Source organism: Agrobacterium sp. 16-172Ci (assembly GCF_053522725.1).
The window spans coordinates 40,152-63,816 of the sequence record NZ_JBNWBW010000029.1 but is presented as its reverse complement, the minus strand read 5'-3'; the positions used below and the strand labels follow the sequence as shown (position 1 = coordinate 63,816).

Sequence of the window (23,665 nt, the reverse complement as noted above, 5' to 3'; positions counted from 1 at the left end):
TATGCAGATCCTAATCGTCGATGACCAGCCTAAGCGCTACGATATTTTTATCGCGGAACTTAAAGCAATGGGTATAGATCGTGGCTCAGTGGATATTGTAACTTCGTGCAATGACGCAAGAGCTCGATTGATGGGTCAAGAATATGACTTACTACTGTTAGATATCCTGGTTCCCCTTCATCCGGAAGATTCGGAAAATCCTCAAAACGCCATTGATCTTCTTTTTGAGATTCGACAAAACGACTTAACGTCTAAAGCCCCATATATTCTTGGTATTACAGCGGATAGAGCCGCTGCGGGATCAGCTCTTGCACAATTTGAAGACTGGTGTTGGACAGTCTTAAATTACTCTCGCTCCACCGACGAATGGATGCATCGCGCCCTCAACTGCGTGACATTCATTCGTGGACGAGGCAAAAAGCCAGAGAATTCTAACCTCGGAACGGAGGTCGTCATTATATGTGCTTTGGAAGACCCTGAACTCTCGGAAGTACTGAAACTTCCGTGGAATTGGCAGACATCTCGTCCGCTAGACGACACCATATTCATTCACGATGGAAAATTCGTGGTTGACGACAAGAGCTACAATGTATGTGCCGTATGTCTTCCCCGTATGGGCATGGTGGCGAGCGCTATAGCGGCAAACACACTAATTAGTACTCTAAGACCAAAACTTATCGCTATGACAGGCATCTGCGCTGGGGTGCGCGGAAAAGTGAAGTTGGGAGACGTTCTTTTTGCAGATCCTGCATGGGATTTCCAAAGCGGTAAGTGGGACGGCGAGACAGGGCGCTTTTTGTTTCGACCTCACCATATTCCAGCTCCGGCGAAAGTTCGGAACCATATTCTGCAGCTTCGGGGAGACAGTTCTGCACTTGAGGCAATCAGGCTCGAGTTTGAAGGTACGAAACCGGACACGAGCCGGATAGTGCTCGGTCCGCTTGCTTCTGGGTCCGCAGTGCTATCCGATGGAAGAATTATTCAAGGCGTCAAAGGACAGCATCAAGAATTAATTGGAGTTGAGATGGAAATTTATGGAATCTATGCGGCCGCCCACGCCGCTTCCTCACCACAACCAACCTTTCTTGCAGTCAAAGGCGTCTGTGATTTCGCTGATCCAGATAAGGCTGATGGTTATCAACGGTATGCAGCTTACTCAAGTGCACAAGTTCTCCGTCTGTTGTTAGAGCGTTACGGAAATCGTTTGATTTGAGTGTACTTGTTTCAATACTGCGTAGCTGGATAATTTTCCCTTTCGAATCGCGTGCAGAGTCCATACAGCGCACTGAGTTTCAAAGAAATGGGTGTCATCAAGCGTGCAATGCGCCAGCACGCGAGTGACGAGATTGGAGAATCCTCTTCGCCTGTTTCATACTTTGTTGAAACAACACCAACACATTGGGAATGTTCTGACTATGTATCGCAAGGATAAAACGATCCAAGCCGACGTGTTTACCACCGCAAGCGCTTATTATTCTACTGTTCGCCAAGGCTATCGAGAGAAAGCAGATCACAACAAGCTGGAGTCTCAACTTTGCTTCTCCGTTATCATCGCCTCTACGTTGACTGCACCACTTTTCGTTACGCTTGGGACAGGAGACCTTTGGGCGAAAGGCGTTCCGTCAGCATTATCAGTTTTGGCGGGTGGACTGACCAGCTGGCTCCAACTTCGAAAGCCACAGCGTCTTTGGATGATTTATCGCCGAGCTCAACGCGAACTCGAGGAGCACAAAGCCAATTTCGATTTTCGCGATGGCGAGTTTGCCGATTGCGCTGATGCAGACCAGTTACTCGCCAGGAAAGTCACAAGCGTTAGTCGGTGGGTACATGACGCATGGGAAGGGCTGGTCCCAGAACAAGAATCTTTGGCTAACTCTAAAAGCTTTGAGAATAGCAAATCTGAATGAGCCTCTGCGAACTCAGATCATACAAACAGAGCACGTTCAAAGAGTCAGACGACGGTGGAGGCAGCCATTGACAACCTATATGGTGATTGACGGGAACGAAGAGTAAGACGAAGTCTTCCAGCAGCGGCACAATTCGGCCAAGCTAAGGCTTCTGTACCTCTCGGCTCCATTACAATCGTCCGTAAGATCGAAGTCAGAATTCGGCCATCTTGAACAGCCGGCCAGCTTGCCCGCTATCGTCCAGTCGGAGGACTATCTCGTCATCTGCGAAGGCAACGAGCTTATCCTTGGAATCGCGCGGTAGATCAGACGCGATGACTGTCATGATATACTGAAGCTTTCGGTGGCTGACCTGCTCACGGACAAGCTCGAGGAAGGCAAGCTTCTTTCGATCGTCGAGAGCTTCAAACATTCCATCGTGATACACGAAATGAAAGAACGGAATGTCCTCGTAAACGCGCAGGAGCGCTAGGTCGAACAGGGCGCAGATCAACTTCTTATAGCTGGTACCCTCACCTTGGCTGGAGGCAACGCCTTTTTGCCCGGCAAGACCCAGGCTGATCTTGTAGTCAAGATTGTTGTTAGAATTGATGTGAAAGAAGAAAATGCCTTCGTGGTTAAGCACTTTTTGACAGTATTCGTTGAAAATCCTGGCGAAGCGTTCATAGATCACCGTCGGCTTTTCAAGCATAGCCTTGATCTCGTCTACGACCCGGCCACGGTCACGCTCTGCCTCGCGGACCTGCCTTGCGGTTTCCGCCACAGCCTCAAGCTTTTTGCGTTGCTCGCCAAGATATACAAGCTGCGCCTTCTGGTGCGTGACGTCCTTCTGCAAAGCCTTGAACTTTTCGAAGGTGTCCGTCGAGCGAAGAACCTTCAGACGCTCAACTCGCCGAGCATCAAGCAACGTCTTTTGACCTTCGGCCGCCGATAACGCGACCTCAAGCTCCTTGCGGCGCTTACGCAAAGCGGCATTTCGCTCTTGGGTGACCTTCTTCTTAAATTCCACGAGCTCGCCATACTGCTTTTTGAGCTGCGTCGGAAAATGAAGTTTTGCTTCATCGAAGATCGATTGAACTTCGCCCAGGTCGAACTTGTCCTTATGGCTGAGAGAGGTGTCGATCTGGCCAATATCGTATCGTGCATCGTAGATCTGCTGATTGAGCGAGGCGATCTCTTCCTCAATGGTGTCGACGAGCTCGCGCATGATCCGACGTTCTTCATCGTCGAAGCGGAACGCGTCGAGCTGCCCCTCCAAATCCTCAACATGCTGATGGAGGATGCCGAGTTCCGCCGTCAGTTTGGGAAGGTCCTCTTCTTTGAACTGGACCTCAGACTGCTGTTCAGACTGCTTTTCCTGGAGTTTTGCAATGCGTTCGTCCAGCTCGTATTTTCGGGTGATCGGATTCTGATTGAAGCCAAAAAGATGAGCGACAAACGGTTTCCAATGAAGATCACGCCCGGCTTGGAACTTCTGCAGCTGCAGTTCATCACTCCAGTCGCCCTGAGAGCGCAGGAAGTAGGTGATTGCCTTTCTGTAGTCGTAAGGTTGAAGCGCACGCAGATCGAGCCATGCGTCGAGAAGCTTGATCGCTTCATCGATCGGCAAATCTGGATGATCCCAGACATCGTCGGCAGCACCATCAAAATTTTGATCGGGATCTTCATGAAGGGAAAGGGCGACGCGTGTGGGTGCAGCAACGCTACGTTTAATCGTGGCATACCCACCACCATTCAAGGCAATCTCGAGATAAAAGACAAAATCGGCGAAACGGTCCCGATGTTTGTAGAGAAAGCTGTCCTGCGACCATCCCTTCAACATAAGGAAATCAATCAGCTGCAGGAGCGTCGTCTTACCGAGATTATGCGAATCTTTCTTTCGATCCTTAGGATGCTTGACCTCGCCGAGCACGATATTGAGCCGATCGGCATTGGCTCCATGATTGAACCCGATCGGTGAAAGAATATCAGGAAGGTTCGAGTAAAGGCGACTGATTTGCATTGTCAGTCAGCCTTGTATTCGAGAGTGTCGTTCTTGATGTGGTACTCTGCCTTGCCCAGCAAAAACAGCAGGTCGAGAGCGGGGAGGAAGGAAAGTTCGCCGTCCGGGCCAACCCGCCGGATGACAACACCGCGCAGCTTCTCGAACTCGCAAACGCCACGCTTTTGCAGCTCCTTTAGGACAAGCGAGAACACGCGTAGCAGCGAAGTATCAAGGTTCAGGTGCTTCTTAGGCGTCAGCATGGACGACATCTTCGTTTTCCTCCAGCTGCTTGATCCCGATATCGCAATTGAAATACATATAGTGCAGCAGGATCGAAATCAGGCGTCGCTTGCCCTTCAAAACGTCCCGTTTCTGCTGAATTTGCTCATACATGAACAGGAAGATGTCATCGAACGCTCCGAACTGGGCGCGCTTTGCGATGATCTTCTGCTTCAACTCGTCGGCGGCGTCGTGATACAGCGCTGCGAACTCGTCATTCCTCGGATTTTGGAGGAATTGGGCCACTCGCTCGAAATGCGGCATGGATTGTGCGACGATGACTTGGCTATAATACTCGTCCGAAACCCCGTTGAGCTTGTTTTTAAACGGCATTTTCAACTTCTCAAAGTCGAATGCACTCTCAAAGGCGCTTTGCCCGTCATCCGTGGTGTAGGAATGGAGTGCGCCGATTACCTCAGCCAGATCGTCTGGATTGAAGCGAAAGGGCGAAGGATCGAGCAGATTCGGCAGTGTTTCGCGAATATCAGGATAATCGTCGAGTGCTAGATGAAGGCGCTCGACCCCAATGATGTGGGCGGAAGTTACACCAAGCGCCTTGAGATCTTTCATATATTTCTCATCCGCGCCGCCCGTATATTTTCGGTTGGCGAAAACGAGGTAGTGATCGCAGATGCCCTCGCCATTGAGGCGCTTGACCTTCTCGTGTTCCTTCGCAAGCAGCCCTGCGAAATCGAGATCGGAGCAGGATTTGTTTGGCGCAGCAACATGCTTGGCCTGCAAGACGAAATGCCCAGACAGCGGTGAAGCAGTGCTTGGAAAGCTGTTGGCGGTCCCGTGGAACTTTCCGTCACGGCCGCCGTCCCGTCCCCGGGCAAAGGGTGTTATACCCTCGCCGAGCCAACGCACGCAAATGCGGACGACGAGTCTTTCGAACTCGTCCTCATTTAGCTCGTGCAGTCTGTAATCGCGAGGCAGCATAGGACCAGTTTTGCAAACAAAAGTTGAACATAACTCTAACGTTTTTGGACTACCCGAGCGCAATTGCGTTTGCAACGCCCGAGGTCCCACATTTGATGGGATTCGGACGTACAAAACGGGCTGGCCCACTAGATCACTCCCCATGCCCGAAACCTCCCCCCCCGTCATCTCACGCAAGCCCGACTCCTCGACGATCCGCAGCGCCGCCCGCGGCGTGACGCCAAGGTCCTTGGCAATCATCCCGGCCGACACCAATGGTTTTGCCATCACCAGTTTGATCAGCTCTGGTAGTTTTGACGACGTCCGTTTTCCCGCCAGTTTGCGCTCCATCATGATTTTCGCCAAACCGGTCGTGCTCCTTCAGCCCAAGCGCTGCGGCCGCCAGCAAACCATGAGCAATGGACAGCAGTCGCGTTTCCCGGTCGCGATGCCGACGCCGATCCACGGGAATGGTTTTCAGGCCAAGATTGATGGCGGCGAGATGGGAGCCGCTGGTGATGCCGGCTTCCCGAAGGATCGACGCAGACAACAGGCGGCCGAGCCAGGACGCGTGCTGCAGCACGGACAGTTCGTTCCAGGCATCGAGGGCGACGATGGCCTGCAGTATCGCCGGCAGGGTTTCGGCCTGGCGCAACACGCCGCGCCATTCGTCGAGCCGGGCATCCTCGTCCCAATCGAGATCGTAAACCAACGCATCTTTTTCGGCAGCACGGTTATCGCCGGCACGCCTGGGACGCCTCGCGTGCTCTATCGCCGCCTTCGATCGGGCCAGCAGCGCATCGATAGCGGCATAGTCGACGCCGGGGAGATTCTCCGCCTGATCACCATCATCCCCCTCCCCTTCCTCATCGATCGGGACCGCGGGCCGCATGACGCTGGCGGTTCTTGCCGCCTCATCGCCGGTTGAGGCGTTCTCCGATGTCTGCCGGAGCGTGCGAATGCCTTCCGGCGATAGTGCCCAGTCGGGCGACTGTCCGGAAATCCGTCGACGGGTGCGCAGCACGTCGCGGGCGATTGTCAGCTCATGGGTGGGTGTGCGGATATCGCGGGTCGCATCGTGAAGGACGAGGTCTTCGAGATGGACGAGTTCGCCGTCAATCCAGAGGGAAGCACAGGCGTCGGCGAAGTTTTGGCGTTCGATCCAGCCGGCGCCGACCGGTGAACGGGCGATCCGCTCGTCCAAACGCGTCAGAGCAGTTCCCGCGTCGAAAGCCGGCCGCATCAGGGCTGACATGCTAATTTTTGCAAGATCGCAAGCCATTGAAATCATGGTAAATGATTTTCTATAGGAACTCTATAGGAATATCGCAGTTCATCACATGGTATGGTTGTGGGTTGTTGGTATAACCATCGTTAATTACTCCTTATCGATGGTAGATACTATATATAAAACCTACAGGAAATTTAATATATAATTATATAGCTCTTGAATATATTAAGTTCTAATGGATATCCATCACCATAAATACTATATCAAACAGTGAGCGCTCGGTTAAGGTCGCTATGCTCGAAGGCGCTGGCCATTCGGGTGATTTCGCTGCCGCGCGCACCGACGGCCTTGGCTGTATCGCGCCAGGTCGCGGTGACGGTCGCTACGTCTCTGATGATGCCGCGGGCCTGAGCTAGGGTGAGTGCGAAATACTCCGATGCAGCCTCCAGAAGATCGAGTGAGCAGGTACTCTCATCAAGATCTATATTGGTGCTCAATACCCGCGCCTTGACGTCGGTCGGAACGGGATTGAGATCGTAGGCCGGTGACAACGACCACCCCGCCTTGCCCGACCATAAAAAACCGTGATTACGCAGGTGATCATCGACATTGGAGATTAGCACATTGAAGACCACGCGCCGATAGAGAGCGTGCGCGTCTTCCTTGCCCCGCGCGCCGTGCTCAGCAATAGCATCTACAATTTCCGGATAGCTGCCGCGCTCCCCGTCCCTGGCACCCATCATCGCCATCGCTGATAGAAACGGAATGCGGATGGCACCGTTGCGGTCGAAGCGTCGAGACAACATGACGGCTTTGCCCGCGACCTCGACGAGCTGATGTTGCGGCGTTGCAATACCGGCTTTCTCAGCCAGCCTGAGTGCGACCTCCTCCCAGGTCTCGATGCTGTATTCGTCGGTTTCCTTCGGGAACTTGGCTATGGACAGATGGCCATGTTGATCGACGACAGAGGCTTTCGGTCGGGCACCACCGAGCGAGGATCCGGGTGCAAAAATGAGCTGAAGGTCTTCGTCGGTCTCCTCATCGCGCAGGATGCGTTCGGTGATCTGCACAAGCCGGCCGAGTTCGATTATGGCCGGGACCCCGGTCTGGATGGGCGCCTGAAACACCTCATCTCCGACCCAGCGGAACCGGAGTGCGCCAAGCCGGGTCTCGTCTGCGACACCTAGCAGGTAGTCGCTCTCGGAAAGGGTGCGGACGGCCCGCCCCTCACGCTCTGCGCTACGACGTTCGGCACGTTGCATCAACCGCCGACCCCACGTATCCGGAGCCGAGTCGCCGATGGACCCGAAGGTCGCAAACCCTGCCGGTGGCGCGAAGGCACCACGGGTCAGCGAAAGCGCAGGTTCGAGCGAAAAACGATCAGCGTCTTTCAGCCAAGCGTCATCATACTCGAACATGATTGTTTCTGAGCCTCGAATGCGATTGCTTCTTGCCAGCCCAACGCGCCGCGTACATGCGGCGAGATCGATAAGAACTTCAAAATCAGCCATCGGAAGAAGATCCTGATACGCGCTTTAAACGGACACGCTTTGGCAGATCAGCACTGGCAAGCGCTTGCCCGACACTGTCGTTACCAATATCAGCAACCTTGCTCAGCCCCTCGAGCAGTCCCAAAGCCTGAAGGACCCCGGCATAGATACCGATGCTGACATTCGAATCGCCCGCCTCGATCTTTTGTAACGTCGAGCGAGAGGTAAAGGCTCGCTCTGCCACAACAGCCATCGGCAACTTACGGCGTCGGCGCGCGTCGTGAATGTCCGCGCCGAGCTTTCGCAAAGAACGCCGTACGGCTGCAGACGGCTGATGAGGAGTGGGCATTTGTCACCTTCGTACGGCAATACATTGCTTTATGTAGCACGAAGATGACAAAGTAGCTAGCATAAGTCGATGAAGCATATTGTTTAGCAACGCCTCTTGTACGGCTGGAGCGATAACGGGGTTCATGGCTCTTCACTCATGCGTTGTTTTGCGCCTCCCGAATGCTGCGGCGCCATCCGCTGAGCTGTCGGTCCCTAATAGGTTCATTGCTTCTCAAGCATGATCAGCGCGCTCTCGATCGCAGCCCCGGAGGCCGTATTGTCGAAAATGCACCAACTGTTTGGGGCGAGCAAGTTCGAAAACGCTTCTATCTCGTCTTCCGTGTAACTTGAATAATAGATCTTTGGCTTACCGTGTAGACGGACATAACGCGGAGGCTCGGCGAAATCGTCCGCCGGCCAAACCGTGGCGGGGTCTGCAAGAACCCTGTCGATTGCGTATGTCTTTAGCAGATCTTTTGCTTCGACCGATGCCCAGCTTTTATGCCGCACCTCTATAACGATCTGCCCCGGATCGGCCTCCCGCATCACCTGCAATGTTCGATCCAGTTGCTCTGGGTCGAACGCTAACGACGGTAGCAACTGACAAAGCATCGGGCCGCCTTTGTGACCAAGAGGAGCGATGTCTTCAAGGAAGGTGGCGAGCGGTTCCTCAATATCCTTCGTTGCTCGGGTATGCGTGATGTCCTTGGGGATCTTGACCGAGAACTTAAAATTGTCGGGCACGGCCTCAGCCCACAGCGCAAAGGTGGAGGATTTGCCATCGGTAGAATTTCGAATTAATTTCTACGCCACTGAACACGGACGCATATCTGGCCAACCCACTTCCCTCTGCGGCAAAGCGAGCGCCCACCATTTTCGGGATAGACCAGGCTGCAGTTGCTATGACTGGCATATTCGATCTCTCCATCCCGCGGTCGCACTTTGTCGGCATTGGAGGATCAAAAAGCGGCAACTGAGTTCCGCACTCGGCTTCAAAAGCACACCGAACCAAGACGCGGAAGGAACGTTTAGAGAACAAATTCAGGAGAACGTTATGACTGATAATCCTAAAACCGACACCACGTCCAACACCCAAAAGGATCCGGACGACTGGGTAAGCGGCGATGAGCCAGTGACCGGCGCGCAGGGGTCCTATCTCAAGACCCTGTCGGAACAGGCACCCAAGCCTGACACCTACGCCGAGGACCTGACAAAGGCGGAAGCATCAAAGCGTATCGATGAAATCAAGCAATCGCTCAATCTGGAATGAGGCACGGTCGCGCCACCGAACCAAGCTGTTAAACGCCGTTGGCATCACTCCATAAGGCTCTCATCTGCTTCCGCGATTTGAGATGCCGCACTTTCGCTTTGTATGGCGTATCTGCTGAGCAATCCCGCGTCCTCCAGCGCTTCGATGTTTGGGAGATCACGCAACGTCTCCATATCGAAGGCTGACAGGAAGTACTTCGTCGTCACGTAGGTGTAGGGCGCACCGGGCGTCGGACTGCGTGGTCCGGAACCTATGAGGCCCGCGCCCCGAAGACTGCCGATGGTATCGCGGCTTACTTCCTTGCCAAAAATCTTACTGAGCTCTCCACGGGTGATTGGCTGGAAGTATCCCACAGCCATCAACACCATCGCATCGAACTCTGACAGCACCGCCGCTCCTCCCCGCGTCGGTGCATAAGACGCCCGGATCGTTTCGGCAAAGCGTGGCCGCGTGCGATGCTGCCATCCTCCAGCGACCGACACCAATTCATAGGGACGATCTAACAATTCCTCGACGAGATCGTCGATCAGCAGATCAATGCTGCAGTCCCTACCGACTACCCGCGCCAGCGTCTCGCGGGAAACCGGCTCGGCCGAGGCAAAGATCACCGCCTCGACCCGCATCATCCATTCCCGCCAGCGCAGTTCTGGCGGTAGATCTTCCAGCTCGCGATCGTACAGAATATCCTGTCGATCTTGCGCTGGACGACGGCCTGATTTCGGTGAGCTCGCTTCCATGGTCACAGGCCATAAATCCGAAACGATGATCGGCCCGACAGCTCACGCACCGCCTCAAAACTCTCGAGGCGCTCGAACAGTCGGGTTGCCGCCCATCGCGACAGATTGCCTCCGAGTGCCGAGATCGACACGGAATCTTCCGTCAGCAATCTACGAATGACGGGCTCGGCCCCCTTCGTACGCAATTTCGGCGCGACAGTGAGCAACCGTGCGGCTCGTCGGTCGACCTCGGCGGCAGATCGCAGGGCTGTGTCAGCGCCACTCACCAGCGCCAGGCAAATTGCCTTCTGGTACGCCGGCTCGCCGGGATGGACGCGGCCTCTGCCACCAATCGAGCGGAATGCTGGACCGTAGCGTTCCGGCAACAGCAAAGGTACGGGTTTCAGCCAACTCAGCTTATGCGCGAGCACAGCCTCACCCAGCACTAGCCCCAGCACCTCTGCATCCGGGCGAACAGCAGAGATCGCCGATATAAGGTCCGCCACAGCAAAGGGTGCCGCTCGCCCGGACTGGATGGCGGTATCGGTCAAATCCGGGATCGCCGCAAGGCCATCGTCCCACCGAAGTGCTAACAGGTCAGCGATTTGCTTGACGAAAGAGGTGTTGATGGCCCCGGACCGGCGCGCCAGCTTTCGTGTGGCGAGAAACAGCCTTCCAGCGGGGCCTGGATCGTCTCCCGCAGAGGTCAACAAGACGGCGTCGCGAAGCGCGTCTTCCTCTTCGCTTCGGCCGAGCATTTTGGCAGCGACAGCGGCGGACTTGAGTGCATGGCGATCGCGCCAGCAGTCGAGCCATGGCGGGGATAAGCGGATGAGATCATCGAGTGATTTCAGAGCGATACCGGCAGAGAAGGCTACATCTGAGTCGGTCAGATCCTGTCCGCGTGCCACGACCCAACGCGGCAGGCGGGGCGACCATGTTGAGGCGGGTTCTGTGATGATAGGTAACGAGTCCATGCCGAGGAGAGTAAACCAAGAGAGCGGTTTAATCCAGCCATATCGGATAAAACCGCACAGCATGTCGGCGTATTATTATGTCCGATAATCTTGCATTATCGGACATAATGCTCATTATAGAGAAATGGCCCAAATCATCGAGCAAAACAACGAAATTCACGTCGAGGAGACCTCAGCGCCATCTCTCAGCATGGCGCCCGGGTTTGATGTTTCCGCGCCGGAGGTGTCTGGCGATAGCCCCCTCCCCTCTCTCGTCGGCGAGGATCAGACGCCAGCTCATCTCGCAGGTCTTGCTGATCGCGCCCGGGGTTATGTCGAAGCCGCCAGTTCCGCCAATACCCGCAAGGCTTATGCATCGGACTGGAAGCATTTTGCGGCCTGGTGTCGGCGGTCCAATCTGGCTCCGCTCCCGCCACACCCGCAAACCGTTGGGCTCTATATTACCGCCTGCGCCTCCGGTACGGCTGAACGGGGTGCAAAAGCGAACTCAGTCTCGACCATCGAACGCCGCCTCTCCTCGCTCTCTTGGAACTATGCCCAGCGTGGCCTCTCGCTCGATCGCAAAGACCGGCATATCGCCACCGTGATGGCCGGCATTCGCAATAGCCACGCCAAGCCACCGGTCCAGAAGGAAGCGGTCATGGCTGAAGATATCATCGCTATGGTCGAGACGCTCGATCGCGGTTCGCTGCGCGGCCTGCGCGACCGCGCAATGTTGCTGGTCGGCTTTGCCGGTGGTCTTCGTCGCTCCGAGCTCGTTGGCCTTGATCTGAAGGCAGACCAGACCGAAGATGGGCGCGGCTGGATCGAAATCCTCGACAAGGGAATGCTCGTCACCTTGCGCGGCAAAGCCGGATGGCGAGAGGTTGAGGTGGGTCGCGGCTCGTCTGATACGACCTGCCCGGTCGCCGCGATCGAGATGTGGATCAAGTTCGCCAAGCTTGCGCACGGTCCCCTCTTCCGTCGCGTGACGGGACAAGGCAAAGCAGTTGGGCCAGAACGGCTGAATGACAAGGAAGTAGCTCGGCTAGTGAAGCGGGCCGCGATGGCGGCCGGCGTTCGCGGTGATCTCAGCGAGATCGAGCGTGCGTTTAAGTTCTCCGGTCACTCCCTTCGTGCTGGCCTCGCTTCTTCTGCCGAAGTCGATGAGCGGTACGTCCAGAAGCAACTGGGGCACGCGTCCGCAGAGATGACCCGCCGATATCAGAGACGACGTGATCGCTTCCGCGTGAATTTGACCAAGGCATCAGGGCTTTAGCCGGCCCCCTCCCTCCCCCGCATGAGGTCGTAAGCGGAAATTTTTGGTATGGGAGTTTTAGCTTAGCGCTTCAAATGAAGTCGGGAGCTAAAAGCCACATCCGTCAAGAACCTGATCGATCGCGCCCGACGTTCCGGGTTGATCACTGACGTCGACATCTCGGCGGCTGATTAGCGAGGGGATTACCATGATCTCGGCTTTCTCAGGTTTTTGTGCAGCGATTCCGAAACGTGGAGGCGGCTGTCATCCTCGACCTCCTCAACAGTTCGCGGCTTCCCAACGCCGGTTGCATTCTTCTGATCGTCCAGCTTCGCCCGGCGCAACGCCATGACCATCGGCCAGGTCGAAAACTTCCCATCCTTGGCCCGTTCCGTCAGGCTGCGCAGATAGCCCCCGGCGTTATTGATCTGACCGGCCCGCTGATAGATCGAAGCCAGCGTGATCGCCGCGTGTTGCTCGCCCATGGTTTCGCGGGCCTCCTGCCAGGCGCTCGGACTAATCCCCAGCATCGGCCGGGCAAGCTCAGCCGTCGCCAGCAAATCGCGCCAATGTCGGATTGTCCCTCCCTGAGCCAGTTCCTGCATCTCGGGGCAGGCATCCAGCACGATTCCCAATGGCAGCTCGCGTTGCGGCGAACTCCGCCCGTTTTTGGTTTCCGCAACGCTGCCGCCCGCTTCTTTTTCCTTTCTAGTACCGTATTCAGATTCAAATTTAGAGTCTGGCTTTGAATTCTGTATGTGACGACCGAAATGGGACTCATTGGCGTTCAGAATCACTGATTTCGTAAACAATTCCAATACGTCACGGATCTCAGTGCAGAGTTCCTCGAGCTCCAAGGCAATACTCTCGGTAATCTGGCGAGACGCGGAACGTGGCAGCCGGCCGATGATCCCCTGATAGGTCTGTGAAAATCTTCCCCAATTTCCCGGTACGCTCTCGTCGATGCCCGCGTCGATCATTTTCACGATGTCTCGGCGAAGAAGGGTCAAACGCTCCTTCGCCACTCGGAAGGCCGTCTTTTCAACTTGTACCTCCTGAGCCATATCTCGGAATTCTTCGGACCGCGCCACGATCGGCGACAGATCGAAGCCATAGGCCTGCTTGATCTCTCCTCCCCTTCCTTTGCGAGCGAACCGTTTGCCGTTGGGGCTGTCGCGACGAATGATGAGCCCGCAGTCGACCAGTACGGCAAGATGCCGGCGCAGTGTCGTGGCGGGCATGCCGTTGGCGCGAGCCATCAGTTGCTCGTTAGAAGGCCATACGACCAGTTCGGCGCCACCAGTCAAGGTGATCTCTGGGTGAAATGTCAACAGCGCGTTAAGGATCGAGAGTGAGCGGTCGGTGGCTCCGATCAGTTCCCGCGATTCACGGATGTGCTGGAAAACCTGCCATTTGTTGGCAATAACGTCTGATGCGACCGCTCTTGCTGCCATCTGACTTGCAAGATGGCCGAGCGTCATCGGCCGCCGCCCAAAGGGCGTCGTTGAGATATGCGTCTGCATTTCCTCTTACCTTTTGCTAGGCAATAGAAATCCGCCCGTCGAAATGACGCTTTCCCTTACGGGTCCCTTGACTACGATTCCTGGAAATGCGATTCTCTTAGCTGCTAGACTACAGAGGAGGTCTACTGAAACGCTGTTTCGGGGGCCTTTTTCTTTTGCTGTGAGAGCCAATCCATCTTAATCAAGCAAAGCTTTGAATTGGATGAAACCTTGGCTATTGGTCGAGCTTTCCTCCTCCGGTTGTTTCAAGGAATTGGGCATACAGGCTATCCAACTTGTCAGCGACATATTCGCCAAAGGTTGGCACCAATTTCTCGTCGAAAATCAGCGCCGTTCGTCCGACTTCTTGCCGAATCGTCGCGGCCTTTTTCCCCTTTGGCGTGCTCCAGGCCCTTACTTTTTTTAGAACCTTAGCGGTAGCGGGCGGCTTTGAAACAGCGTTGAAAATGAGGGTAAAGCGGGCGTCGCTATCGGAGTGCTTAAAGTGCTCTAAACTAAGCACCGCTTCGATTGCTTCCCTTGCCTTGGGCTTCCCAAGCTCCTCGGCGAGTGCGACCCAACGCGATCGACCAGCTTTCGACGCTGGACCAATTTGTGTAGCGAGGTTCAGCGGTATTCCCCTCGCTACAGTTATGTAGCGGCTGAGGTCGGCTTTGTCAGTGGAAAGCGCGGCGATGATGGTGGCCCGATCAAATCCTGCATCTTCAAGGCGCAGGGCGAAGAGAGCCTTCTCAATGAATGATAGGTCAGCACGGTCAAGATTTTCGCGGCCTTGAGCCACGACCAGTTCACGGTCCGTGAGATTTCGGACAATTGCAGAAACCTCTCTCCGCAGATTTACCGCTGCGCGCAGCCGACGCCTTCCATATACGATTTGATATCGACCGGCAGCCTCAGGATGCGGCCTGACGAGAATCGGCACCTGCTGTCCATCTTGCGAAATGCTCGCCTCAAGCAGCTCGAACTTCGGATCCACGTCCGCGGGCAGCCGATCCGCGATCGGCGAGCCGTCGATCATGGATGGATCCAGGGACACGACCGCTTCGCCCGCAGCCAGTTGCTCCTGCAGCCGAGCTGCAGCTTTTACTGCCTCGGACATTTCTTGCAAAGACGAACCCATGGCCGAAATCGCTCCGGTACGGACACGAACGGCTGACTTGTCGACTGATGTTCTATCGGTCGCAGGCTGCTTCTTTAGGAACAACGTATCGATTGCGTCTTTGCGACTCATGACATCATCCTCTTGGGCTTGCCGTCGTGCCGTCGCATTTTTGATTGCAAAAGCTCTTGGTTGGGAGCTCCCAACAGATCTGTGAGGAACGCGAATGCTACCATCAGACCCGCCCCCACGCCATCTTGATCAAAGCCTCAATCTCCGAGTTCACCGCATCTAAAGATTCCATCGCCCGGTCGTAGGTTGATCGAGTAAGATTTTTTCGCCCTATCTCGTAGAGTGTCTGCTTGGTCAAACCGGCATCAGACACCGCTGCCGACTTGACCATGGGATTTGTAAGGACGTGATCTTCGAACATGTTGCGGAGCAGTGCCGTCACTTTCGTCTGCGGCGCGTTCTGAGGCTCATAGCGCGTCAAGAGGTAGCGTATGAAATCGTACTGGAGGTTTCCGCCCGCCTCTTTCACCACGCCCAGAAGGTCGCGTGTCATAAGGAGAAACTGGCTCATAGACGCGATGTCCAGCATCTGAGGATGTACGGTGATTACCATTGATGTCGCAGCACACAACCCGCTGAGCGTCAGAAAACCAAGCTGAGGGGGGCAGTCAATAACGACCACATCGTAATCGTCGGCGACGTCGTCAAAGGCTTGGGCAACACGAGTGAAGAACAATCCGTCCCGCGTACCTCTATCAGACAAGGCTTTCGGCGTTGCATGCTCAAACTCCATGAGCTCGAGATTCCCAGGAACCAGATGAAGACCGTCAAAATACGTCGGTCGGATAACATCTCGCAACGGACGGCGTGTCTCGTCATACCGAATAGCAGCATAGAGCGTTTCGTTCGCACGGATATCAGATTCTGGTAGAACGCCGAGGAGTGCTGAAAGACTAGCCTGCGGATCGAGATCAACGGTGAGAACCCTATATCCTTGCAACGCCAGATACTGTGAAAGATGAGCGGACGTCGTCGTCTTCCCAGAACCACCTTTGAAGTTGGTTACAGCAATAACTTGCAAATGCTCAGAACCGCGGCGATGAGGCACAAAATCAATGCTTTCACGACCTCGCGTCGATCCGGCAAGCATTCCCCTGATTTCGTTTATCTGACTGAGGGTGTAAAAGCGCCGCCCGTTACTGGCGAGCTCAGGTTGCGGCCCTTCGCCTGCCAGTGTCATCTTCCGAAGGGTTGAGTCAGATATTTTCATTAAGCGTGCGGCTTCACCCGACGTGAACTTACGCAAGCTCTTGTGCGAGGCCGGCGGAAAAAGAGCCTCGCTCATCGCGTGAAGCTGAGAGCTGAGCTGCTCAGCATGCCCACCAATGGTAACCTCTGCCGACGGGCGATCATTTCGGAGTATGGCAGCGGCTTTGCTCACGGTGTAATCTCTTGTCACGGTTAGGAGGCACGTATTGCCGTTTATCCGTGACGATTACCCAGTGCGGGTGAGGTTGCAAGGCGCTTTTGGTTACTCCTAGGTTAAACGCATTTCAATAGAAATCACATTAAAAGCCGATCCTTTAAAGCCTATCTGTTAATTAGACCGATCCCCTTTGTCGGTGCTACGCGGCGCGAAGTGCAGATTTGCAAGCAGGGACACGCGTCGTGTCATGATTTCTATTCGCATGACCTGTTCATGCGGAGATCATGATGGGGATACTGACAGTCTCACCGAACAGTATCAAGCTCGTCGGATCTTCCTCAAACAGATGACCGCCTTCGCCCGCACCCCGAAGCCATGGAGCAGTGTCAGCGCAGATCGGTGCAGCAGGCCTCCAGCTACTACGATAGCGCTACACAGCGAACTACTAGGCAGCCCCAGGCTTTAGATTAGCTTCTGGCGGAGCTGCCCTCTACTCGGCGGTGACCCTCACCCTTCGCTTGGTCAGGCCGACAAGTGGCAATAAGTCAGCGGCGCCATCGTCGATGTTTGTTTGCAGAACCCCACTAGGGCTTCTGCGCCCGAACAGTCCCTTCACCAATCCTCTAGTTAACCCCTTCAAGGTATACTGCTCGATTCGCTGGCGCGCTCTGATGTTGCCCAAATGGCAATGTTTACGAGACAGCTCTATTAGATTCTCTTCCTCGACGAAGACTGTTCCATGGCTTCTGCTCCTCTTCTCCCAGAAAGTTGCCAGCCGGAAACTTTTAACGGGAGAGGGGATATTATAGTAATATCAGTCGCTTCACGCTCTCATCGTTGAAAACCAGACACCTCGCCAAAGCTTTGAATGGAACGGGGGAGCCGTGAATTCGACAACACTCGTCTTTGCCGTTTCGAGTTCAGCCATTTTCGAGCCACCTTCTGTCAATGGTCATTCACGCAGACTGCTTTCCAGCTTCCCCGCTTAACCGGAGCAGTGCCATCACCATCGGCCCCAGGGAAAACTGCCCTCGCGCTGCCCGGTTGGTGAGATCACGCAGATAGCCACCGGCGGATTTGATATGCCCCGCCCTCTCCAGGATACAGGCGACTGCCACCGCTGTATTTTCAGGTCCCATTGTTTCGCAGGCCTCCTGATAAGCCGACGGGCTGACGCCCAGCATCGATCTCACCACAACCGCGGCCGACATGAGATCCCGCCAGCCACCCACAGTGCCGGCCGGACCATAATCGATGATCTGCGGGCATGCCTTCAACACAACACCCAGAGGGAAGGCCTTCAACGTCTCAGTTTGAGATCCGCGTCTCTTGTTCGGCTTTTCTCCCTGCTCTTTTTCAGAGCTAGGTTCAAGTTCATGGAAGGATTCGGATTTTGAATTCTGTAAGTGCTGCTCAATTTGAGCATCATTGGTGCTATTAAATTTTGAATTCGACTGCAAATCCAACAGATTAACGATCTCCTCGCGCAGGAGTTCGAGTTCATCAAGGATATTGGCGATGTCAGCGGTGGTCGGGTGGCGTGGAATGCGGGAAACGAGGTCGATGTACATAGCCTCGATGGCGAACCAGTCGCCGTCAGCCCCCTCCTCTATCGCTGCAGTGATGAGCTTACGGACATCCCGGCGGCAGATTGTCAGGTTCTCTTTCGCCTTGCGGAACGCTGAGCGCGCTGCGACGACTTTCTGCGCGATGACAGCAAGCTCTTCAGACCGGGCAAGGATTGGCGAGAGGTCGAAACCAAACGCACTCTCAATCTCGCCGGCGCCATTCTTTCTCGCATAGCGCTTTCCGTTGGCACTATCCTTGCGGACAATCAGGCCTGCATCGACCAGAAGCGCTAGATGACGACGCAGCGTAGCGCCCGCCATGCCGTGAGCCCGAAGGATCAATTGAGCGTTTGACGGAAACACGACGAGCTGCGCGTCTTGGCGCAATTCGTTTTCCGGATAGAAGCTCAGAAGAGCGTCGAGCACAGCGAGGCTGTTCGACTGCAGGCCGAGCTCTTCTCTCGCTTCCGAGGCATCACGGAAGACTTTCCATTTCTCAACGGTTTTGCCAGCCTTGATCTCGTTTGTGGCCACTTGCCGTTTAACCAAGGCAAGCGTCATCGGCCGCCGCCCGAAGGGCGTCGTTACATGTCTAGTCTCCATCTCTCTCACCTTTCAAAAGGCAAAGAAAAGGCTACGCCGGGACGGCGTTGACTCTTGACTGGGATTCCGGAAAATGCGATTCTCTAAGCGACCAAACTGAGAGAGGCCTTCTGGAACACCGTTTCGGAGGGCTTTTTCTTTGCGCTATCGTTCCTTTCCTGGTTCCGTTTCGCCTTACTGCTTCGACCTTTTGAACGAAGCGTAGATTTCTGGGAGCGCCGACATCAGGTAGTCCGCAAATTCCGGAGCGGCCTTTTTGTCGATCATTAACGTCAGGGTACGCTTGTCTTGCTTGTAACGAGCGGCCTTCGTGCCGTCCTCAGCTTTCCAAACTTCTACCTCAGTCTTCACTGCCTTTGGCTTCTTAGGGGTGACAGCTTCGAATACCCGAGCGAAACGCTCGTCAGAATTCAATCTTCTCACCTCATCGTCATTGAGCAATGTACGGGCAGTTTCCGATGCGCCAGCTTGTCCCAGACAGGCTGACAATTCGTACCAACGGTCCCGACCTGTTTTAGGGGCAGCTCCAATCAAGCGAATAATATCTGCTGGAAGTTGCTTCGCAGCTTGGATCAAGCGGGAAAGATTGCTTTTATCAACGGCGAGGGCCGCCATGATGACTGGCCGCTGAAATCCACCAGCTTCAAGCTCTGCGGCGTATAGGGCGCGCTCGATAAACGAAAGATCTTGCCGGGCACTGTTTTCTTGACCTTGGGCCAGAACCAACTCGTCATCCGACAGGGTGCGAACGGCGGCCTTAACTTGGATACCGGCAGCCTTCACTGCTCTCAGTCGGCGGCGTCCGTAGGCAATCTGGTAACGACCTTCAACAGACGGGTGAGGGCGCACGAGAATAGGGACCTGTTGACCGTGCTCCCTTATATTTCGAGCGAACTCTTCGAACTGCTCGGGAGATTCTTCCAACCGGTCGGCCACAAGCGGCGCGTCAATGAGATCCGGATCGAGTTCCATAAGGGACTGAGACTTTAAAAGCTCGATGGAACGCGAAACAGCACCGATCGCACCACGCGGAGAATACTGCGGAGTGGCGGCGTCCTGGGTGGCAATATCCTCAGAGTTTCCGGCTGGCAACTTTGGTCCAGCGAGATCTGATAACAGGTGTTTTCTAGCCATTAGTAGCCCCCTCGGGCGTCGAGATTGCCGCCCCACAATAAGCGGTTTCCCGAAAGTTTCCGGCTGACAACTTCTGCGCTTCTACGCGAGATGCGAGCGTCCTCATTTGCGCCCCCATGCGCTTTGAATGAGCTGTGCGATTTCAGTGTTTACATTGTCCAGCGACTCCATCGCTCTGTCGTAGGTCGCGCGCGTAAACTGGTCACGGCTGACTTCATAGAGGGTCTGCTTTGTAATCCCCGCGTCGGAGATAGCTGTGCTTTTCAACATTGGATGATTTAGGACATGGTCGCCGAACATTGTCCTCATAAACGACACCATCTGGTTCTGAGGACCATCACCTGGCTCGTAGCGAGTGACAAGGTACCGCATCCAGTCGTAATTCATGCTTCCGCCTGCATCGGCGACGACGCTTAGCAATTCCGACGTCATCAAAAGAAACTGGCACATCGACATGACGTCCAGCATTTGCGGATGAACCGTGACGAGAACGGCGGTCGCTGCACAGAGAGCGGAAATGGTGAGAAAGCCAAGCTGTGGAGGGCAATCCACGACGACGACATCGTAGTCGTCCGCGACTGAAGCAATCGCATCGTCCATGCGCGTGAAAAAGATGTTCTTCCGATCGTTCGAGCCCAAGACCTTTGCTGTATCGTGTTCGAACTCCATCAGCTCAAGGTTTCCTGGCACCAGGTCGAGGTTGGCGAAGTAGGTCTTCTTGATCACGTCTTTCAACGGGCGACGCTCAGCGTCATAGCGCATCGCACCGTATAGCGTCTCATTGTCCTTGACGTCGAACTCCGGCTGGAACCCGTGTAGTGCCGACATACTGGCCTGTGGATCAAGATCGATGGCAAGAACACGATAGCCGTTCAGGGCGAGATATTGCGCCAAGTGCGCAGCTGTCGTGGTCTTGCCACTGCCACCTTTGAAATTGACAACGGTGATGACCTGCAGATGCTCTTTACCTGAACGTTTGGGGGAATAACGCCGATCGTTTTTTCCGGTTAGATCAAGATATTCTCGAAGGGCCTGAATCGTTTCGACGCTATAGGAGCGACGATTGTTGTTTCCAATTTCGGGCTGAGGGCCTTTCCCTTCGATCGAGAGGTGACGAAGGTATCCGTCATTGACACCGATAAGCTTCGCAGCCTCCGTCGAGGAGAAGGAACGCAAGGTTTTCCGCGCCTCTGGCGGATACAACTTTACACGATGTTCGTGCAGCGCACCGGAGAGGTCTCGCGCGTGGGCCGCGATCAGTTTATGAATAGCCTTTTGAAGCTGAGCCGGATTTTCCACGACTTCCTCTCGTACACACGGTAATTTTCGTAAACACACCTATTTATCGTGGATAGCACAACCGATTCCAGCACGGTTTGCAAGATATTTAAAGTTAATCAATAGTTAACGCGTTTTCGTTGTGTCAGAGACCTATCCCGATTCTTTGATTTGAATCTGTCACTTACACCTGTTTGCGCAAGTCGATCTCGTTGGGACGACATGCAGATTTGCACATGAATCTCCTCCGCCTAGCTCACCACACGCTCACACTCTAAGAGCCGGACCAGCGACTCGCTAGAATCACCTTAGGTGCAGATCTGCACATAGGCACACGCGTCGCGGCGTGATTTCCTTTCGCACGACCTGTTCATGCGGAGATCATCATGCGGATATTGACCGTCGCGCCCGAGAAATACGACCGCCATCGCGACTTCCTGAGACAGATGCACCGTCTTCGCGCGACGGTATTTGGCGGACGTCTCGCCTGGGACGTCTCCATCACCGTGGGAGAGGAGCGTGACCAGTACGATGATTGCAGCCCGACTTATCTTCTGGCAATTGCCGACGGTGGAAAGGTCGCAGGTTGCGTTCGTCTTCTTCCAGCTTCTGGCCCGACCATGCTGGAGCAAACCTTTCCCCAGCTTCTCGATACGGGTTCGCTTGGGGGGCATTCAGGCATGATCGAGAGTTCGCGCTTCTGCGTCGATACCTCACTTGTCTTACAGAGGGAGGGGAGCACACTGAATCTTGCGACGCTCACCTTGTTCGCCGGTATCATCGAATGGTCGATCGCGAGCGGCTACAGTGAAATCGTCACGGCCACCGATCTCCGCTTCGAGCGCATCCTGAAGCGCGCCGGTTGGCCGATGACGCGACTTGGCGAACCCGTCGCGATCGGCAACACCGTCGCCATCGCCGGACGTTTGCCTGCCGACCGAATGAGCTTCGAACGGGTCTGCCCGCCGGGATACCGTTCAATCATCGCAGACGACGACGGCCGACCGTTCAGGAGCGCAGCGTGACCCAGCTTCGCTCCCATCCGCGCCTTGTCCGCAAACTCCAGGACGCGCTCGGCGACCAGCTTTGCGTCGCCCTTGATGACGCGACGGTCGTCGAGATCATGCTCAATCCCGATGGTCGACTGTTTATCGAGCGGCTCGGTCATGGGGTCGAATCAGCCGGCGCAATGACGCCTGCCGCCGCCGAAGTCGTGATCGGCAGTGTCGCTCATGCCCTGCAGTCGGAGGCAGACGGCGAGCGACCGATTATCTCTGGCGAACTGCCGATCGGCGGACACCGTTTCGAGGGCCTGTTGCCACCGATCGTATCCGGGCCGGCATTCACGATCCGGCGGAGGGCGTCGCGCCTCATACCGCTCGACGATTATGTGACGTCGAAAGTGATGACCGAGCGCCAGGCTTCCGCCATCCGCAGCGCGATCGATTCCCGCATGAACATTGTCATCTCAGGCGGGACGGGCTCCGGCAAGACGACGCTCGCCAATGCGATCATTGGCGAGATCGTCGCGTCCGCTCCGAACGATCGCATGGTCATTCTCGAAGACACCACCGAAATCCAGTGCGCCGCCGAGAACGCTGTCTCACTGCATACCAGCGATACGGTCGACATGGCGCGGCTCCTCAAAAGCACGATGCGACTGCGTCCCGACCGCATCATTGTCGGGGAGGTCCGGGATGGCGCGGCACTCACACTGCTGAAGGCCTGGAACACCGGCCATCCCGGCGGAGTCACAACGATCCATTCCAACACGGCGATGTCGGCCCTACGGCGACTGGAGCAACTGACGGCGGAAGCCAGCCAGCAGCCAATGCAGGAAGTGATCGGCGAGGCCGTCGATCTTGTCGTCTCCATCGAACGCACGGGGAAGGGGAGGCGGGTCCGCGAGGTCATCCATATCGAAGGATACCGCAACAGCCACTACCAGACCGAACATTACGCCCAGATCGACGAGGACAGCCATGTCGCGTAAGACCCATCTCATTCTCACAGTCACAGCATTGGCCCTCGTTTCGTTCGGCTCAATGGATGCGGCACTGGCATCTTCCGGTGGCGGCAGTCTGCCATGGGAATCCCCACTCCAGCAGATCCAGCAGTCGATTACCGGTCCCGTCGCCGGCTTCATCGCGCTTGCGGCCGTCGCCATCGCTGGTGCGATGCTGATCTTCGGCGGCGAACTGAACGACTTTGCCCGACGGCTTTGCTACGTCGCGCTGGTCGGTGGCGTGTTGCTCGGCGCCACGCAGATCGTCGCCCTGTTCGGCGCGACAGGGGCGTCGATCGGCGAGCTTCATTCGCAGGCTAACCGGTTCGATTATTCACCCTCCGCCACGCTCATTGAAAGAGGGGAGGGGGATCGTGGCTGAATCTGGCTCGGCTCTCGTGCGGTCGCGGGTTCATCGGGCGCTATCACGTCCGAACCTGCTGATGGGCGCCGATCGTGAGTTGGTGTTGCTGACGGCGCTGGCCGCCATCATCCTGATCTTCGTGGTGCTGACCTGGTATGCAGCACTGTTCGGGATCGCGATCTGGCTGGTCGCGGTTGCAGCGCTTCGCATGATGGCCAAGGCCGATCCGCTGATGCGGCGCGTCTATGTCCGCCACATCTCCTACAAGACATTCTACCGCGCGACATCGTCGCCGTGGCGCAAATTCTGAAGGG

The 23,665-nt window shown here is 55.5% G+C and carries 22 protein-coding genes and 1 pseudogene; 8 read left to right on the top strand and 15 right to left on the bottom strand.

Features of this window, described 5'->3' with window-relative positions; all coding sequences use genetic code 11:
• The first annotated feature begins 1 nt into the window (after window position 1).
• Together ACQZ40_RS21710 and ACQZ40_RS21705 are read left to right on the top strand one after the other, a co-directional pair.
• Window positions 2-1,213 carry a 5'-methylthioadenosine/S-adenosylhomocysteine nucleosidase family protein gene (locus tag ACQZ40_RS21710; RefSeq protein WP_012478044.1) on the top strand — a complete coding sequence of 404 codons (1,212 nt, stop codon included), beginning with the start codon at window positions 2-4 and terminating at the stop codon, window positions 1,211-1,213.
• 202 nt (window positions 1,214-1,415) lie between these two features.
• Window positions 1,416-1,907: a DUF4231 domain-containing protein gene (locus ACQZ40_RS21705; protein ID WP_012478043.1), complete on the top strand. Its 492-nt coding sequence runs from the start codon at window positions 1,416-1,418 to the stop codon at window positions 1,905-1,907.
• Between the two features lie 193 nt (window positions 1,908-2,100).
• Here the strand turns inward: ACQZ40_RS21705 and ACQZ40_RS21700 are convergent, their stop codons facing one another.
• The 7 genes and pseudogenes from ACQZ40_RS21700 to ACQZ40_RS21670 form a co-directional block, all read right to left on the bottom strand.
• Entirely contained in the window at window positions 2,101-3,909 is a 1,809-nt protein-coding gene (locus ACQZ40_RS21700; RefSeq protein WP_172691040.1) for a DUF2326 domain-containing protein, read from the bottom strand.
• A 2-nt stretch (window positions 3,910-3,911) separates the two neighbouring features.
• Window positions 3,912-4,160 (bottom strand): ABC-three component system middle component 8, encoded by a 249-nt coding sequence (locus ACQZ40_RS21695; protein WP_012478041.1) that lies wholly within the window; start codon window positions 4,158-4,160, stop codon window positions 3,912-3,914.
• Window positions 4,138-5,109, bottom strand: a complete 972-nt coding sequence (locus ACQZ40_RS21690; protein ID WP_035258439.1) for an ABC-three component system protein — start codon at window positions 5,107-5,109, stop codon at window positions 4,138-4,140. Before ACQZ40_RS21690 ends, ACQZ40_RS21695 begins: the two co-directional genes overlap by 23 nt.
• 128 nt (window positions 5,110-5,237) lie before the next feature.
• Window positions 5,238-6,379 (bottom strand): annotated as a pseudogene (locus ACQZ40_RS21685) (RHE_PE00001 family protein).
• 203 nt (window positions 6,380-6,582) lie between these two features.
• Window positions 6,583-7,830: a type II toxin-antitoxin system HipA family toxin gene (locus tag ACQZ40_RS21680; protein ID WP_012478038.1), complete on the bottom strand. Its 1,248-nt coding sequence runs from the start codon at window positions 7,828-7,830 to the stop codon at window positions 6,583-6,585.
• Entirely contained in the window at window positions 7,823-8,158 is a 336-nt protein-coding gene (locus tag ACQZ40_RS21675) for a helix-turn-helix domain-containing protein (protein WP_012478037.1), read from the bottom strand. Before ACQZ40_RS21675 ends, ACQZ40_RS21680 begins: the two co-directional genes overlap by 8 nt.
• A gap of 203 nt (window positions 8,159-8,361) precedes the next feature.
• Window positions 8,362-8,883 (bottom strand): DUF72 domain-containing protein, encoded by a 522-nt coding sequence (locus tag ACQZ40_RS21670; RefSeq protein WP_327785659.1) that lies wholly within the window; start codon window positions 8,881-8,883, stop codon window positions 8,362-8,364.
• Between the two features lie 310 nt (window positions 8,884-9,193).
• Here ACQZ40_RS21670 and ACQZ40_RS21665 point away from each other — a divergent pair, with 310 nt between their 5' ends.
• Window positions 9,194-9,409, top strand: a complete 216-nt coding sequence (locus ACQZ40_RS21665; RefSeq protein ID WP_035258441.1) for a DUF3072 domain-containing protein — start codon at window positions 9,194-9,196, stop codon at window positions 9,407-9,409.
• A 44-nt stretch (window positions 9,410-9,453) separates the two neighbouring features.
• Here the strand turns inward: ACQZ40_RS21665 and scpB are convergent, their stop codons facing one another.
• Together scpB and ACQZ40_RS21655 are read right to left on the bottom strand one after the other, a co-directional pair.
• Window positions 9,454-10,146, bottom strand: coding sequence for an SMC-Scp complex subunit ScpB (gene scpB, locus ACQZ40_RS21660; protein WP_012478035.1), 693 nt, complete (start codon window positions 10,144-10,146; stop codon window positions 9,454-9,456).
• A 2-nt stretch (window positions 10,147-10,148) separates the two neighbouring features.
• Window positions 10,149-11,102, bottom strand: a complete 954-nt coding sequence (locus ACQZ40_RS21655; protein WP_065657626.1) for a DUF1403 family protein — start codon at window positions 11,100-11,102, stop codon at window positions 10,149-10,151.
• A 124-nt stretch (window positions 11,103-11,226) separates the two neighbouring features.
• Between ACQZ40_RS21655 and ACQZ40_RS21650 the strand changes: the two genes are divergently transcribed.
• Window positions 11,227-12,360, top strand: coding sequence for a site-specific integrase (locus tag ACQZ40_RS21650; RefSeq protein ID WP_012478033.1), 1,134 nt, complete (start codon window positions 11,227-11,229; stop codon window positions 12,358-12,360).
• A 182-nt stretch (window positions 12,361-12,542) separates the two neighbouring features.
• Here the strand turns inward: ACQZ40_RS21650 and repC (ACQZ40_RS21645) are convergent, their stop codons facing one another.
• From repC (ACQZ40_RS21645) to repA (ACQZ40_RS21620), 6 genes are all read right to left on the bottom strand, one after another.
• Complete coding sequence (repC, locus tag ACQZ40_RS21645; protein WP_012478032.1) at window positions 12,543-13,862, bottom strand: plasmid replication protein RepC; 1,320 nt, start codon at window positions 13,860-13,862, stop codon at window positions 12,543-12,545.
• A 214-nt stretch (window positions 13,863-14,076) separates the two neighbouring features.
• Window positions 14,077-15,093 carry a plasmid partitioning protein RepB gene (gene repB / locus ACQZ40_RS21640; protein WP_012478031.1) on the bottom strand — a complete coding sequence of 339 codons (1,017 nt, stop codon included), beginning with the start codon at window positions 15,091-15,093 and terminating at the stop codon, window positions 14,077-14,079.
• A gap of 103 nt (window positions 15,094-15,196) precedes the next feature.
• The gene (gene repA, locus ACQZ40_RS21635; RefSeq protein ID WP_012478030.1) at window positions 15,197-16,414 is read right to left on the bottom strand and encodes a plasmid partitioning protein RepA; all 1,218 of its coding nucleotides are present in this window, start codon (window positions 16,412-16,414) and stop codon (window positions 15,197-15,199) included.
• Window positions 16,415-17,355: 941 nt separating this feature from the next.
• The gene (repC, locus tag ACQZ40_RS21630; protein WP_172691037.1) at window positions 17,356-18,570 is read right to left on the bottom strand and encodes a plasmid replication protein RepC; all 1,215 of its coding nucleotides are present in this window, start codon (window positions 18,568-18,570) and stop codon (window positions 17,356-17,358) included.
• 174 nt (window positions 18,571-18,744) lie between these two features.
• Window positions 18,745-19,704, bottom strand: a complete 960-nt coding sequence (gene repB / locus ACQZ40_RS21625; protein WP_172691036.1) for a plasmid partitioning protein RepB — start codon at window positions 19,702-19,704, stop codon at window positions 18,745-18,747.
• A 102-nt stretch (window positions 19,705-19,806) separates the two neighbouring features.
• Entirely contained in the window at window positions 19,807-21,003 is a 1,197-nt protein-coding gene (gene repA, locus ACQZ40_RS21620) for a plasmid partitioning protein RepA (protein ID WP_012478027.1), read from the bottom strand.
• Window positions 21,004-21,368: 365 nt separating this feature from the next.
• On the opposite strand from repA (ACQZ40_RS21620), the gene traI reads away from it, so the two are divergent.
• The 4 genes from traI to ACQZ40_RS21600 are packed head-to-tail and all read left to right on the top strand — an operon-like array spanning window position 21,369 to window position 23,661.
• On the top strand, window positions 21,369-22,007 hold the full coding sequence (gene traI, locus ACQZ40_RS21615) for an acyl-homoserine-lactone synthase (RefSeq protein WP_173994888.1): 639 nt from the start codon (window positions 21,369-21,371) through the stop codon (window positions 22,005-22,007).
• On the top strand, window positions 22,004-22,975 hold the full coding sequence (gene trbB, locus ACQZ40_RS21610) for a P-type conjugative transfer ATPase TrbB (protein WP_065657566.1): 972 nt from the start codon (window positions 22,004-22,006) through the stop codon (window positions 22,973-22,975). Before traI ends, trbB begins: the two co-directional genes overlap by 4 nt.
• Entirely contained in the window at window positions 22,965-23,369 is a 405-nt protein-coding gene (trbC, locus tag ACQZ40_RS21605) for a conjugal transfer pilin TrbC (protein ID WP_065657565.1), read from the top strand. Before trbB ends, trbC begins: the two co-directional genes overlap by 11 nt.
• On the top strand, window positions 23,362-23,661 hold the full coding sequence (locus tag ACQZ40_RS21600) for a conjugal transfer protein TrbD (protein WP_065657564.1): 300 nt from the start codon (window positions 23,362-23,364) through the stop codon (window positions 23,659-23,661). The genes trbC and ACQZ40_RS21600 overlap by 8 nt, the downstream gene beginning before the upstream one ends.
• Window positions 23,662-23,665 lie beyond the last annotated feature (4 nt).

Coding starts and splice junctions, on each gene's coding strand:
- ACQZ40_RS21680 (WP_012478038.1), bottom strand. CDS start 7,830: ATGGCTGATTTTGAAGTTCTTATCGATCTCGCCGCATGTACGCGGCGC.
- trbC (WP_065657565.1), top strand. CDS start 22,965: ATGTCGCGTAAGACCCATCTCATTCTCACAGTCACAGCATTGGCCCTC.
- scpB (WP_012478035.1), bottom strand. CDS start 10,146: ATGGAAGCGAGCTCACCGAAATCAGGCCGTCGTCCAGCGCAAGATCGA.
- ACQZ40_RS21710 (WP_012478044.1), top strand. CDS start 2: ATGCAGATCCTAATCGTCGATGACCAGCCTAAGCGCTACGATATTTTT.
- ACQZ40_RS21690 (WP_035258439.1), bottom strand. CDS start 5,109: ATGCTGCCTCGCGATTACAGACTGCACGAGCTAAATGAGGACGAGTTC.
- ACQZ40_RS21650 (WP_012478033.1), top strand. CDS start 11,227: ATGGCCCAAATCATCGAGCAAAACAACGAAATTCACGTCGAGGAGACC.
- repC (WP_012478032.1), bottom strand. CDS start 13,862: ATGCAGACGCATATCTCAACGACGCCCTTTGGGCGGCGGCCGATGACG.
- repB (WP_012478031.1), bottom strand. CDS start 15,093: ATGAGTCGCAAAGACGCAATCGATACGTTGTTCCTAAAGAAGCAGCCT.
- ACQZ40_RS21675 (WP_012478037.1), bottom strand. CDS start 8,158: ATGCCCACTCCTCATCAGCCGTCTGCAGCCGTACGGCGTTCTTTGCGA.
- repB (WP_172691036.1), bottom strand. CDS start 19,704: ATGGCTAGAAAACACCTGTTATCAGATCTCGCTGGACCAAAGTTGCCA.
- traI (WP_173994888.1), top strand. CDS start 21,369: ATGCGGATATTGACCGTCGCGCCCGAGAAATACGACCGCCATCGCGAC.
- ACQZ40_RS21705 (WP_012478043.1), top strand. CDS start 1,416: ATGTATCGCAAGGATAAAACGATCCAAGCCGACGTGTTTACCACCGCA.
- ACQZ40_RS21700 (WP_172691040.1), bottom strand. CDS start 3,909: ATGCAAATCAGTCGCCTTTACTCGAACCTTCCTGATATTCTTTCACCG.
- ACQZ40_RS21665 (WP_035258441.1), top strand. CDS start 9,194: ATGACTGATAATCCTAAAACCGACACCACGTCCAACACCCAAAAGGAT.
- ACQZ40_RS21655 (WP_065657626.1), bottom strand. CDS start 11,102: ATGGACTCGTTACCTATCATCACAGAACCCGCCTCAACATGGTCGCCC.
- ACQZ40_RS21695 (WP_012478041.1), bottom strand. CDS start 4,160: ATGTCGTCCATGCTGACGCCTAAGAAGCACCTGAACCTTGATACTTCG.
- repC (WP_172691037.1), bottom strand. CDS start 18,570: ATGGAGACTAGACATGTAACGACGCCCTTCGGGCGGCGGCCGATGACG.